2 protein-coding genes are annotated in these 14184 nt (G+C 72.8%); both read right to left on the minus strand.

The window, feature by feature from the left end; all coding sequences use genetic code 11:
• Nucleotides 1-41 precede the first annotated feature (41 nt).
• On the minus strand, nt 42-10268 hold the full coding sequence (locus WME90_RS32645; protein ID WP_437275952.1) for an amino acid adenylation domain-containing protein: 10227 nt from the start codon (nt 10266-10268) through the stop codon (nt 42-44).
• Nucleotides 10265-14182 (minus strand): amino acid adenylation domain-containing protein, encoded by a 3918-nt coding sequence (locus WME90_RS32650; RefSeq protein ID WP_437275953.1) that lies wholly within the window; start codon nt 14180-14182, stop codon nt 10265-10267. Before WME90_RS32650 ends, WME90_RS32645 begins: the two co-directional genes overlap by 4 nt.
• Between the last annotated feature and the right edge of the window lie 2 nt (nt 14183-14184).

Here is a 14184-nt window from a genome sequence, read left to right on the forward strand (position 1 = left end):
GCCGCCGTCATCCCACGAGGGCGGTCGGCGTGGCGGGCGGGCTACGGCGCAGCGTCGAGGGCAGCGTCGAGAGCCGCCACCGCGGCGTCGACGCCGCCCCCGCGCAGGATTCCATAATGATCAAAGGGGAGGCGCACGACCTCCATTCGTCCGCGGACGAGCTCCCGGAATGCTCGTTCTGCACGCGCTTGCCCGGGTGACTCCGCCAGCAACAGGAGAACCCGACAAGGAATGGGCTCGAAGCGGTAGGTCCAGCCGGCTCGCAAGTTGGCCTCGAAAATAGCCAGAAGACGAGCAAACACGGCGCGCGGGAGATCCGCGGGGACGAGACCCAGCGCACGCGCGACCTCGTAAGGCTCTCCCCTGCCGAGCTCGCCCTCCAGCGCGCCGAGCGGCGCGTTCCTCGATAAACCGAGCTCGGCGAGGAACAGCGCGGCATAATCGACACGCGCGAGGTCGGCAGGCGCGGCGCGGAGCTCGTCCGGATGTGTGTCGATCACGACGACGAGGCCCACCTCGCGCCCCTTGCGGAGGAGCTGCCTCGCCGTCTCGAAAGCGACAGCGCCCCCGAGCGACCAGCCGAGCACGTCGCACGGCCCTTCGGGCACGAGTCCGGCAATCGTGTCGGCATGATGCGCCGCGAGATCGACAAGGCTCGAGAACGGCGCGCGCTCGCCGTCGAGGCCGGGCGCAGGGAGGCCGACGACGCGGCGACCGGAGCGGAGCTTCTGCGCGATGTCCCGGTAGATCAGCGCACCCCCGCCGGCCGCGTGCACGCAGAAGAGAGGACTGCCCGGGCCCGCGCGGAGGAGCACGCTGCGCTCGCCGGCGAGCGCCGTCGCGCTCGAGAGCGCCTGAGCGATCTTCGAAATGCGACCGTCCGCCAGGATGGTCGCGAGGGGGACGCGCCGCCCGAACCGCTGCTCGAGACGCGCGGCGAGGCGCAGCGCGGTGAGGGAATCGCCCCCGAGCTGATGCCATGGCGTCTCCACGCCGAGGGGTCCCCGCGCGCCGAGCACGTCGGCGACGATGCTGGCGAGCCGCGCCTCCGCGTCGTCCCGCGCGGCCACAAACGGCGTCGCCTCCGGGACCCCTCGTGTGGATTCGACGAGCGCGCGGCGGTCGATCTTCCCCGTGGGCGTGAGGGGCATCTCCTGAATGCAGTGCACCTGCCGTGGAACCATGGGCGCCGGCAACCCGCTTGCGACGCGCTCGCGCAGCGCCTCGGGCTCGATCGCGGCGCCGGGCCGGAGCACCACGAACGCCCGGAGCCCGGCGAGATCGTCGGCGACGACGGCGGCCTCGGCGACCTCGGCTCGCGCGAGGAGAGCGGCCTCGATCTCGCCGGGTTCGACGCGAACGCCGCGGATCTTGAGCTGGCGATCCATGCGCCCCATGAACTCGATCGCGCCGTCCGGGCGCATGGTCGCCAGGTCCCCGCTGCGGTACATGCGCCCCCCAGGGACGGGGCTGTGGGGGTCCGGCAAGAAGCGCTCTGCCGTGAGCCCCGGGCGCCCGAGATAACCACGCGCTAGGCCGGCCCCGGCGATGAAGAGCTCTCCCGGGACACCCACGGGCGTGGCGCCGAGCTCGTCGCCAAGGATGTACAGGCGAGCGCGCGCCACGGGCGATCCAATGGGCACCGTCTCGCCGGGGGAAAGGGAGGCGCAGGTGTACCCCGACGCCTCGATGCAGGTCTCGGTGGGCCCATAGAAATTGGTCAGGAGCGCGCGCGTCTGGGACGCACAGCGCTCCACGAGCGACGCGGTGAGCGCCTCGCCGCCGCAGAATATCTGCTTCAGCGCCGTCGCCTCGGCGAGCACGCCCTCGTCGGCGAGCAAGCGCAGCAATGGCGGAGAGACCTGGATGCGCGTGACCTGCTGTTCGACGAGCAGGCGCGAGAGCTCGCGCAGGGGCGGCTGTCCGGACCATGTCGGCATCACGAGGCGCGCGCCCACGGCGAGCGGACCGAAGCACTCCGCGACGAACGGGTCGAAGGCGGGCGGGATGAGCTGAAGCTGGCAATCGTCGGGCAGCAGGGGAACCACCTCCTGCCTCCAGAGGCGATGGTTCAGCGCGCTCGCGTGCGAGACCGCGACGCCCTTGGGTGCGCCGCTGGAGCCGGAGGTGTAGACGACGAAAGCGATGTTGTCCGGATCGGCATCACACGGCGGGGGCAGGTCGGCGACGTCCGGCCCCACGGCGAGGACGCGCGTCGCCTCGTCGAGCAGCTCGGGAGGTGGCGTCCCGTCGGCGAGGATGTGCTTCACGCCCGAATCGGCGCGCTGGGCCGCGAGGCGCGTCACGGGCAGGGTCGGGTCGAGCACGAGGAAGGCCGCGCCGGCCTTCATGATCGCATAGATGGCCACGATGAGATCGGGCGTGCGCTGGGACCACACGCCGACGATCACATCGGGACGCGCGCCGAGCTCCTGCAATCGATGCGCGAGCGCGTTCGCGCGGCCATCGAGCGTCGCATAATCGAGGGGTGCGCCCGCCGCGACGAGCGCCGCCCTCGTCGGGGCGACGCGGGCCATGCGCTCGAAGGCGTGGTGCAAGAGCTCTCGAGGCCGCTCCGGGCATGAGCCGGCGGCGATGGATCCGGGCGTCGAGCGTGTGGCCCAGAGCGCCGCGTGGGGCGCCTCAGGGTCTTGCGCGAGCGCCTCGAGCGCCTCGAGATACCACCTTGTCAGCTCCTCGCAGTGCGCCGGGGTGAAGCGCTGGAGATCGAGATGGAGCGTGAGGGTGAGATCGTCGTTCCGGGGATCGAGGTTGAAATCGGCGCCCAGCGCGAAGTGCGTCTCCCCGTCCGCCGTCGCGCTGCCGATGTCGGGCGCGCCCGCGCCGATGGCGCGAAAATGAGAGAAATTGAACGCGCTCTCGAGCGGGGCGACGTGGGGGCTCTCCCTCAGGATGGCGGAGAGCGGCAGGAACCGATGGGCCATCGCGTCGCGCTCCACCTCGAAAGCAGCGCGTACGAGGCGCGCCCAGGAGCCGGAGGGCAGCTCGACGGAGAGCGGCAAGGTGTTCATGAAGATGCCGATCGCTCGATCCGCGGAAGGCCCCTCGGGCCGCGTCGATACGGTCAAGCCCGTGCAAACGCGCCGCCGGCCGGTGAACAGGGCGAGCGCGCGCAGATGGACGGCAAACAGGACGCTCTTCAGGGGGACCCCGAGGCGCACGGCTGCCTGTCTGAGCCGTTGCGCGTGGACGACCTGGAGCAGGCGGCGATGCACCCCGCTCGCTCCGTCGCTCCGCCGCGGCAGCGGCAGCGCTGCGCTCGGGGCGTCGGCGAGCACGCCGGCCCAGAAGCCGCGGTCCTCCTGCCGGTCGAGCGCGTCCCGCTCGCGGCGCGCGAGCTCCGGCATCCCCACGAGCGGCGGCGGCGGCAGCGCTTCGCGCCGGAGGATCTGCATCAGCTCGGCGAGGAGCGTCGCGACGCTCCAGCCGTCGAGCTGCGCGTGGTGATACGCGAGGACGAGCTCGGGCTCCTGGCCCTCCGCAGAGCACAAGGCGACCCGGAGCAGCGGGGCGACGGTCCAGGCCTCGCGACGCGCGAGGTCGCTCCGGGCGTCCCTCGCGAAGCGCGCCGCGTCCTCTCCGAGGGAGATGGGCACCTCGACGGCCGCGTGCACCCGCTGAATGCCCTCATCGAGAGCGAACGAGCTGCGCAGGACCGGGTGCCGGGCCGTGAGGAGGGCGAGCGCTTCGCGCAGGTGCTCCGGGGCGACGCTGCGGCGTAGGCGGAGCGTCGTGACGTTGATGTACGCCCCGTGCTCGCTATGGAGCAGCATCGCGAGCTGCAGTTGCGTGAGCGGATACGCGTCCTCGACGTCGCCAGGCAAGGCGCTCCGCGCGGCCGTGCCGAGCACGGCAAAGGGCGCGCGCGCCGGGATGGCGGAGGGGGGGCCGACGCGGTCGGCGAGCGCGCGGATCGTGGGGGAAGCGTAGAGATCGGCGAGCGAGAACGTGAAGCCTTGCGCGTGTGCTCTGTGGACCATCTGCAAGCTCAGCAGCGAGTCGCCGCCGAGCTCGAAGAAGCTGTCGTCGACACCGACGCGATCGACGCCGAAGAGGCTCGCCCAGATCTGGACGAGGAGGGCCTGCTGGGAGTCTTGCGCCGGCGCGACGAGGCGCTCGGGAGCGGCGCGGCGCGGCGGAGGCGGCAAGGCGCGCCGATCGACCTTGCCGTTTGTGTTCATGGGGAGCGCCGGGAGCGCCACGATGTCGGACGGGATCATGAAAGCGGGCAGCGCCCGGCGCAGCGCTTCCTCGACCGACGTAACCGACGTAACCGACAGGGCGTCTCCGGGCCCGGGGACGAAATAAGCGACGATGCGTCGCCCCGCGTCGTCCTCCCGGATCACGGCCGCCGCGGCTTCGACGCCGGGCACGCGGCGCAGGGCCGCGTCGATTTCCCCGAGCTCGATGCGGAAGCCGCGCAGCTTGACCTGATCGTCGAGGCGCCCGAGGAACTCGATCGCGCCGTCGGGGCCGCGGCGCACGCGATCTCCGGTGCGATACAGGCGCGATCCCGGCTCTCGCGCGAACGGGTGCGGCACGAACGCGTCCGCGGTCGCGGCTGGCTTGCCGAGGTATCCCCGGGCGAGGCCAGGTCCCCCGATGTAGAGCTCACCAGGCGTGCCAGGGGGGACGCGCCGCAGGAGACAGTCGAGGACGAAGGCCTCCGTGTTCGCGATAGGGCCTCCGATCGGCACGCTCGCCGCCCCCTCCGCGACGGCATCGACGCATTGATATGTGGCGAACGTTGTCGTCTCCGTCGGACCATACACGTGCACGAGGCGCCGGGGACGACCGTCGCGCAGGACGTCGGCGACCCTGCGCGGGTCGACGCGCTCGCCGCCGAAGAGCAAGCTCGACAGGCTCGAGAACGCGCCCGGGCACTCCGAGGCATACTTGTTGAACAAGGCGGTGGTCAGGAACAGCGTCGTGATGCCGGACGCTCGGATGTGCGTGGCGAGCTCGGAGGGCGTGAGGGCGGTGTCGCGCGGGACGCCCGCCACCGACGCCCCCGCGAGCAGCGGGGCCCAGATCTCGAAGGTGGCAGCGTCGAAGTTGAGGGTGGCGGCGTGCGCCACGACGTCGCCGGGGCCGAGAGAGACGTAGTCCGTTCCACACGCGAGCCGCAGGATGGCCCTGTGTGGAATGGCCACGCCCTTGGGCTCGCCCGTGGAGCCCGACGTGTACACGACATACGCGAGCTCGTCGGGGCCCACGAGAGCTCCGGGGGCGCTCGCCGCGGCCCGCGTGAGGGCCTCGGATCCCGCGTCGAGGGCGATGACCTCGGGGCCGAGCGCCCCGGCGACCTCCACATGCGGTCCGCGGGCCAGGATGGCGTGCATCCGGGTATCCGAGGCGATGAACCGTAGCCGCGCGAGGGGGTACGCGGGGTCGAGCGGCACGTAATACGCGCCCGCCTTCAACGTGGCCAGCATGCCGACGATCGCCTCGGCAGAGCGCTCCATGCACAGGCCGACCGCAGCTCCACGCCCGACGCCTCGGCTCACGAGCACCCGAGCGAGCGCGTTCGCCGCGGCGTCGAGCTCCCGGTAGGTGAGGCGCCGGTCCGCGAAGACGACGGCGTTCGCCTCGGGGGTGCGGGCGGCCTGCAGAGCGAACAGCTCGTGGACCGTGCCGTCCGCGGGATACGGCGCAGCGTTGCGCTCCCAGCGCTCGATCCGGGAGAGCTCGTCCGCTCCGAGCAGAGGAGCGTCGGCGATAGGCGCCTCGGGTCGCTCGACGAAGCACGAGAGAGCGCGACCGTAGACCCCTGCGATGGTCTCGATGTCGGCGCGCGCGAGGACACACGTGTCGCAGTCCAGATCGAGGCCGACGCGCTCGTCACGGGGATCGACGTGGAACTGCGCCATGAGCGGCAGGCTGGTCGGAGCCGCACCATCGACGCTGGAGACGGCGCCCCGCAGGGCGGCGGCGGCGACGTGGAAATGGGTGAAGTTGAAGCCGACCTCGAAGAGGCGCTCTCCGAGGCGCTGCTGGAGGTGCGCGACGGGCACGCGCGCGTGCGACAGGAGCTCGAGCTCTCCGCGGAAGCAGGCGCCGGCGAGCTCGAGGAACGAGCCGCGGGCGGCGTCGATCGCGAGGGGGGCGAGCTGGATGAAGAGGCCGAGCGAGCGGTCTGCGCCGTCGACCTCGGCGCGACCGTGCATGCTCACGCCGGTGACGACGCGCTCCTTGCCGGCGACGAACGCGAGGACCGCCGCATGGACCGCGAGGAGCACGCTCTTCAACGGCACGCCGGCGCTGCGCGCGACGCTCCGGAGCTTGTCCGAGATCTCCGGCGCGATGGGGACGGCGACACGCCGTACACCCTCGCCCCGATCGGCCGGATCGAGCGGCCACCTCGGCAGAGCGGCGGCGTCCAGCCCGGCGAGCGCCTCGCGGAAATACCGCTCGCTCTCCTGCGAGGCGATCGCGGCCCGCTCCCGGGCGACGAAATCCCGCATGGTCGCGCCTTCCGCGTCGGCGCCGAGAGGGCAAGGGCGGTCGCCGTGCGCGAGCCGGTGCTGGAGCGCGCGGAGCAGGTCGTCGACGAAGACGGCGAGGCTCCAGCCGTCGAGGATGGCGTGGTGCTCCACGATGACGAGGTCGAAGCGCTCGTCGCCGCGCACGAAAGCCACGAGGCGAAGGAGCGGCGGGCGCTGGAGGTCGAAAGGCCTGCTCCGAAGCTCGCTGAGCCGCTCCGTCACGGCGCGCTCCTGCTCTTCGTCGGACAGATCGCGCAGGTCACGGACCTCGACCGGCAGGTCGGCGCGCGCATGCACGAGCTGCAATGGCTCCTCCGGCCTCGTGAGGTCGAAGCTCGTGCGCAGCGCGGGGTGACGCGCGGTGACGTCCGCCGCCGCCGCGGCGAACGCCGCAGGCTCGAAGCGGAGACCGATGCCGAGGCGGGCCGCGTTCTGATAGGCGCCGTCACGCTCCGAATGGAAGATCATCCCGCTCTGGAGCTGCGCCAGCGGGAAGGCGTCCACCACGTCGCCCGGGAGCGTCGCCCTCACCTCGGGCGGGCAGAGCTCGAACGGGCGCGTGCTCGGTACGGGGGAGGCCTTCGCGGCGCTCACGTGCCGCGAGAGCTCGCGGATCGTCTGGCTCCGCATCAGATCCTGCAGCGTGAAGTCGAGCCCGCGCTGTCGAGCCCTCGCGCGGACCTGCACGCTGAGCAGGGAGTCGCCCCCCAGCTCGAAGAAGGACTCATCGATCCCGACCTTCCCTCGCCCGAGGACCTGCGCCCAGATCGCGCACAGGGCCTCTTCCACGAGGGTGCGGGGGGCAGCGCCCTGGACCTCCGCGCGCCACGCGCCCTCGCCAGGGGGCGGCAGCGCGGCGCGATCGAGCTTGCCGTGCTGCGTGAGCGGCAGCGCGTCGAGCACGACGATCGCCGCTGGGACCATGTAAGCAGGCAGGTGCTGCTCGGCGTGAAGGCGCAGGAGCGCCCTTGGATCCTCGGTATCGTCGCCCCGCGCGCGGAGACAGACGTAGGCGACGAGGCGACGATCGGACGGGACGTCCTCGCGCACGAGGACAATCGCCTCGCGGACGTGCGGTTGCGCGAGCAGGACCGCCTCGATCTCCCCGAGCTCGATGCGGTGCCCCCGCAGCTTGATCTGATGGTCGCCGCGGCCGAGGTACTCGATGTCCCCGTCGCTCAGGCGGCGCACGCGGTCGCCGGTCTTATAAGCCCGGCCTCCGCGGGGCGAGGGGGCGAAGCGCTCGGCCGTGAGGGCGGGCCGACCGAGATAGCCGCGCGCGACGCCGGGGCCGCTGACGTGGAGCTCCCCGGCGACACCCGTCGGTACGGGGCGCCCGCCGCTGTCCAGCACGTCGAGCTGGAGATCGGGGATCGGGCGGCCGATCCGGCTCGCGCTCGCGCGCGCGTCCTCGGCGCGGAGAGGTCGATAGGTCACGTGGACGGTCGTCTCCGTGATCCCGTACATGTTGACGAGCTCGGGGCGCGCGTCGCCGTGCCGCTCGAACCACGGGCGAAGGGATGCGAAATCGAGCGCCTCGCCGCCGAAGATCACGAGCCGCAGACGCAAGGCGCGCGGATCGCCCTCCGCTTCGGCCGCGGCGAACCCACGGAACGCCGAGGGCGTCTGGTTCAGCACCGTGACGCCCTCGGCACGGACGAGCGCGACGAACGCGTCCGGGCTCCGGCTGATCCCATAAGGGACCACGACGAGCCGGCCGCCGCGGGCGAGCGCGCCCCAGAGCTCCCAGACCGAGAAGTCGAACGATATCGAGTGGAACAGCGTGAAGACGTCGTCCCGGCCAAACCCGAACCACGCGTCGGTCGCGTCGAACAGGCGCTCGACGTTGCCGTGCTCGACCTCGACGCCCTTGGGCCGCCCCGTCGAGCCCGAGGTGTAGATCACGTAAAAGAGCTGGTGACCATCGACCGGACGCAGACAGGGGGAAGGATCCTGCGCGTCGATCGAGGCGGCGATCTCCGGATCGTCCACGCAGAGGACAGGGGCGTCGCCGAGCTTGGCGCCGTGCTCGCGCTGGGTAACGACCAGCGAGAGGCGCGCGTCACGCGCGAGGTACTCGAGCCGCTCCCGCGGGTAGTCGGGATCGAGCGGGACGTACGCTCCGCCTGCGACGACGATGCCGAGCAGCGCCCACACGAGCTCTGCCGAGCGGCCCAGGCAGAGCCCCACCCGAACCTCCGGGCCCACGCCGCGCCGCCGGAGCTCGCGGGCCAGGCGGTACACCCGCGCTGCGAGGTCCCCGTAGGTGACGCGCCTCGCGCCGTCGACGAGCGCGATCGCGTCCGGCGCGCTCGCCGCGTGGGCCGCGAAGCGCCCGGCCATCCCCATCGAGCCCTCCCTCCGGGCAGGCGGGAGCGGCTGGCTCGACGGCTGGCTCGACGTGAAGCGCGCGTCCTCGGACCCGCACAGGTCCACCCTGCCGAGGCGGCGGAGGGGGTCGCGCTGGATCAGGCGCAAGACGCGCTCCAGGTGCGCGAGCCACTGCTCCGCCGCTCGCGTGGCGAAGCGTGCCGGGTCGTAGCGGAGCTCCAGGTGGACGCCACCGCCGCGCAGGGAGGCCACGAGCGTGAGCGGATAGGGCCTGTGCTCGACGACATGGGCGCCTTGCACCTCCAGGCCAGAGATGTCACCCCCGAGCAGACGCGAGTCGAGCGGGTAGTTCTCGACGACCACGAGGCTCTCGAAGAGGGGCGCTCCCGGCGGGAGATCGCTCGAGGCCTGGATCCGGGAGAGCGAGTCCCCCTCCCGCTCGCGGACGGCTGAGAGGCGCAGACCCAGCTCGTCGAGCCAGGAGGCCACGGTGATGTCGTCGGGTACGCGGACGCGCACGGGCAGGGTGCTGATGAACAGCCCCACCGCGTCGTCGACGCCGGGCATGTCCGCCCGCCTGCCCGCGCTCGTGACGCCGAAGAGGACGTCGGTCTGGTCGGAGGTGCGGGCGAGGACGATGGCCCACACTGCCTGGAGGAGCGTGGCGAGCGTCCACCGCCGCTCGCGCGCGAGGGCTTGGAGCCCGAGAGCGAGCGCAGAGGGGAGCTCGAGCGTCGCGGCGCAGAGCGCGTCGCGGTCGCGATCCGGATCGGGCGGCTCGGCGAACGTGGCCAGCGGAGTCGGCGAGGACAACGCAGCGAGCTCCCGGCGCCAGAATGCGTCGGCCTGGCCCGCGTCCCGCTTGCGCAGCCACGCCACGTAGCGGCGGAAGGGCATGGCCGGAGGGAGCGCGGCGGGGCGGCCGCGGCGGGCCGCGTCGTAGAGGGACAGCGCCTCGGAGAGGACGCGCGAGAGCGACCAGCCGTCCGCCACGATGTGGTGAACGGTCCAGACGAACCCCCACGCCGCGTGGTCCAGGCGGACGAGGAGGAAGCGGAACAGCGGGGCGGCGTCGAGCGGGGCGCCGGTGCGCCGCGCCGCCGAGGCAAGGTCCTCGAAGCGACGCTCGCGCTCGTGCTCGGGGCAATCGCGCAGGTCGACCTCGGACCAGGGCAGCTCGACGTGGCGGTGGACCACCTGGACGGGGTGATCGATGTCCTGCCAATGGAACGACGTCCGGAGGGCCGTGTGGCGCGCGATCACGCCGCGAAATGCCTGCGCGAGCGCGGTCGAATCGAGGTGGCCGCCGAGGCGCAGCCGCACCTGATCCACGTAGACCGAGGGGTCGTCCGCGTAGAGGGCGTGATACAGGATGCCCTCCTGGAGCGGGGTGAGCCGGTAGATGTCTTCGGGCAGCTGGCGGTCGTTCATCGGGGCTGTCGGGGCAGGCGCGCGAGCAGGCGGGTCAAGTCGCCCGCGTCGAGGTCGGCGTCGGGGAAATCGTTAGGTGAAGGGGGGCGGTCCGGAGGAGGCGGCGCGCCGGCGAGAGCGGCGAGCTGCGCGAGCCAGCGCTCGCCGAGCGCCACGATGGTCTCCCGCCGGTTCAGCGCCGCGCTGTACGTGATCCTCAGCCGGAGGCAGCCCCCCTGGAGACTGCAGCCGATCTCGAGGACATGGCTGCGCGGGTTGCCGCCGGCGCGCAGGGGCCCCGGCTCTTCCGGGAGCAAGCGGAACGTCGACGCGACATCGCCGAGATCATCGATGTTGCCGAGGTAGTTGAGCAGGATGTCCGCGGGCGGAAGCCGCGCGAGGCGGGCTGCGATGGCCGCGTCGCCGCGCAGATGGCGCAGCAGAGCAAAGCCGTGCCCCTGCCCTGGCACCTCGCGCAGGGCTGCATCGGCGGCGGACACGGCGCCTTCGCCCCGGAGCCCGCGGAGGTCCAGCGCGAGCGGGACGATGGCCGTGAACCAGCCCACCGTACGCGAGAGGTTCACCTCGCTCGAGAGCTCTTCCCGGCCATGGCGCTCGAGGTCGATGCGCGTCCCTGCCTCGCCGACCCACGGCGCGAGCGCCCCGGCGAGGGTCGCGACGAGCACGGCGAGCGGCGAAGCGCCGAGCCGCGTCGGCACATCGAGCAGCGCGATCCGCGACGGCTCCTCGGCGAGGTGCAGCTCGACGTGCTCGGCGCTGGCTTCGGTGTTCTCCCCCTCGCGGTCCCGCGGCAGCGGCGCGCAGGGTAGCCTCTCGAGCGCGCCCCAGTGCTCGAGCTCCTCGAGGATCTCGGGGCTCTGGCTCCGCTTCTCGAGCGCCTCGCAGAAGTAGCGGTACGAGGTGGTCTTCGCGGGGAGCACCACGGCCTCGCCTCGATCGAGCTGCGCGAGCGCCCTCGCGAGATCCTGAAGGAGCACGCGCCAGGAGACGACGTCCACGAGGAGGTGGTGCGCAACGAGGGCCAGGCGCGCCGCGCCCCCCTCGTCCCGGATGAGCAACGCTGCCCAGAGCGGCCCGTCCTCGAGGCGCAGCCCGGCGTTCAGGCGCGCGAGCGCCGCGCGGAGGGACTCGGCCCGCGCGGCTCGGGGCAGCGCGGCGAGGTCGATCTCCGCGAGCGCGCCCTCGTCGGCGCGCAGCCCCGAAAACCGCTGGCGAACGCCCTCCGGACCGCGCGAGAAGCGCAGGCGGAGGGCGTCGTGGTGGGCCACGAGGGCGCGCAGGGCGGCCGCGAGCCGGTCGAGCGAGAGCGATCCCGGGGCCGCGACGAGGAGCCCGAGGTTGTGGTGCTCCGGGCGCGGCAGCCGCTGCTCGAAGAACCAGGCCTGGACGGGGGAGAGGGGCGCCTCGCCGACGATGGTCCCCTGCTCGGCGTGGTGCGCGTGTCCCGCGTCGAGCGCCAGAGCCACCGAGGCCAGCGTGGAGTGGGCGAGCAGGAGGCGCGTCGAGAGCAGGAGCCCGACCTCGGCGGCCCTCGCGGCGACCCGCATCGCCGCGATGGAGTCGCCGCCGAGCGCGAAGAAATCGTCATGACGCGCCACCGCCTCGACCCGCAGCACCTCGCTCCAGACGGCCGCGAGCCTCAGCTCCGTGGGGGTCGCGGGTCGTTCGCGGCTCTCGCTCACCCCGGCAGGCTCGGGCAGGGCGCGCCGATCGAGCTTCCCCGAGGCGGTCAAGGGCAGCGCGGCGAGGTGCACGAACGAGGCGGGGATCATGGCCGGCAAGAGCCGCGCGGCGAGGTGGGCGCGCAGCTCGGCTGCGGTGGTGGTCGACGGGGCGACGACATAGGCCATCAGCTGCGTCTTTCCCTCGACGGCGCGGGCGACCACGGCGGCCTGCGATACCGAGGGGTGGGCGCGCAGCGCGTCCTCGATCTCCGCGGGCTCGATGCGGACGCCCTGGATCTTGATCTGATGATCGATGCGCCCCAGAACCTCGATGGCGCCGTCCTCGCGCAGACGGGCGAGATCGCCGGTCCGGTAGAGCCGGGCGCCTGCGGCGAACGGATCCGGGACGAACGCCCCGGCCGTCAGCGAAGGAGCCCGGATGTAACCACGCCCGACAGCGACGCCGCCGATGCAGAGCTCCCCCGGGGCGCCGATGGGCACGGGTCGCAGGTGCGGATCGAGCAGGTGAATGCGCGTGTTGGCGATCGGGCGCCCGATCGGCACGGGCGCCTCGCCGCGGCGGCAGGCCCAGGCCGTGACGTCGACGGCTGCCTCCGTCGGGCCGTAGAGGTTGTGCAGGGAAACCGCGGGGAGGCGCGCGAAGAACGCGTCCGCGAGCGACGTGGAGAGCGCCTCCCCGCTGCAGACGACGCGCCGCAGGCGGGGCAGCTCGGGCAAGGGGCCCGCCTGGAGGAAGCGATCGAGCAGCGACGGTACGAAGTGGACCGTGGAGATCGATCGCGCCGCGAGGAGGCGCGCGATGGCGCTTGGATCGCGGTGCTGTCCTCTCGGGCAAAGCTCCAGGCGCGCGCCGGTGATGAGCGGCCAGAACAGCTCCCACACGGAGACGTCGAAGCCGATCGAGGTCTTGTGCAGGACCCGATCCTCGTCGGTCAGGCCGTACTCCGCCTGCATCCACGAGAGCCGATTGCATATCGCCCGGTGGGTATTCATCGCGCCCTTGGGGCGGCCCGTCGATCCGGACGTGAAAATGACGTAGGCGAGCCCGCCCGGGTCGAGCTCCGGCGTGCCGGGCGGCGCGCTCCTCTGCGCGAGGGCGCCCAGATCATCGACCTGCGCGACGCGCGCCGCAGCGAGCCCGAGCTCGTCGCGCAGGGCGGCGCTCGTCAGGAGCAGGTCGATGCCCGCATCGGCGACGTGCTGGGAGAGGCGCTCCGGAGGCAGCTCCGGATCGAGCGGGACGTACGCTCCGCCCGCCTTGAGCACGGCGAGCAGCGCGACGACGAGCGCGCGCGAGCGGTGCAAGCAGACCCCGACGAGCGTCTCGGCGCGGACCCCCGACGCGCGCAGCTCGTGCGCGAGGCCGTTGGCGAGGCCCTCGAGCGTGGCGAAATCGAGCTCCCCGTCCTCGTCGGCGACGGCGATGCGAGCGGGGGTGCGGAGCGCCTGTTCGCGGAAGAGCTCGTGGAGGCAGCGATCCGGACCGAACGAGCGCTCGGTCGCGTTCCAGCGGGCGAGGCTCGCGAGCTCGTCCGGGGGCAGGTCGGGGAGCGCGTGGAGCGGCCGTGAAGGAGCCCGCAGGCCCGCGTCGAGCAGGTGGAGCGCGTGCGCCGCGAAGCGGACGGCGGGGCCGAGGTGCGCCGCCGCGGCCTCGACGCGGATCTCGGCCCGGGCGGCGTCGAAGGCGAGGCGAAGCTCGAGCGCCGCGGGCTCCGCGGGCGGCGGGTGGATGCCCGCCGCGGCCACGACGCAGGAGAACGCGCCGGCGACGTTCACCCCCGCCTCCTCGAGCGCGGACGCGACCCGCCTCCACGGGCAGCGCGCGCGCGCCGCGGCGGCCAGGATCTCCGCGCGCGTTCGCTCTAGGAGGCTGCCAAAGTCCTCGTTTTCGTGGATGGCCAGGGAGACGAGGCCCCGGTCGTCCTCCCCGGCTGGCACGGCGAGCGCGGCGCGGGGGCCGCCGTTGTAGCGGCGCAGGGCGAGCAGCGAGGTCGCGACAAGCGCCGCGTGCGCGAGGGCCAGATCACCGCCGGTGACGCGGAGCCAGCGGCGATGGAGCGCCACGGGGACGGGCAAGACCTCGACCGCGCGCTCGCTGGCGCGCTGGCGGTCGCCGCCAAGCACGTCCGGGAAGGGAGGAGGGGGAGCGGCAGAGAGCTTGTCCAGCCAGTACGCGCGATCTGCCAGGCTGTGCTCGTCGAAAGAGAAGAGCTCGTCGTGACGGTTCATGT

The sequence above is a fragment of the Sorangium sp. So ce375 genome (genome assembly GCF_051473855.1).
In the GTDB taxonomy this organism is placed as follows: domain Bacteria; phylum Myxococcota_A; class Polyangia; order Polyangiales; family Polyangiaceae; genus Sorangium.